General features: G+C 35.9%; 1 protein-coding gene. It reads left to right on the plus strand.

The window, feature by feature from the left end; all coding sequences use genetic code 11:
• A partial coding sequence (locus AAON49_RS00025; protein ID WP_349551721.1) for an efflux RND transporter permease subunit occupies window positions 1–290 on the plus strand: 290 nt, incomplete at both ends.

Genomic DNA, 290 nt, shown 5'->3' on the forward strand with positions numbered 1-290 from the left:
TACGACAGAACAGATTTGATTAAAGAGACTTTAGGGACTTTGAATGAGGCGCTTGCTCTGGAGATTTTAATTACCATACTGGTTATCATCATTATGGTATTTAACCTAAGAGCTTCTATTTTGATTTCAGGGTTGTTACCACTAGCTGTGCTTATGGTATTTATAGCCATGAAAGCATTTGGTATAGATGCCAATATTGTCGCATTATCTGGAATCGCTATTGCTATTGGAACGATGGTTGATGTTGGAGTCATTCTATCAGAAAATATCATTCGACATTTTCAAGAGAA

The sequence above is a fragment of the Pseudotenacibaculum sp. MALMAid0570 genome, from assembly GCF_040151415.1.
Lineage (GTDB): Bacteria > Bacteroidota > Bacteroidia > Flavobacteriales > Flavobacteriaceae > Polaribacter.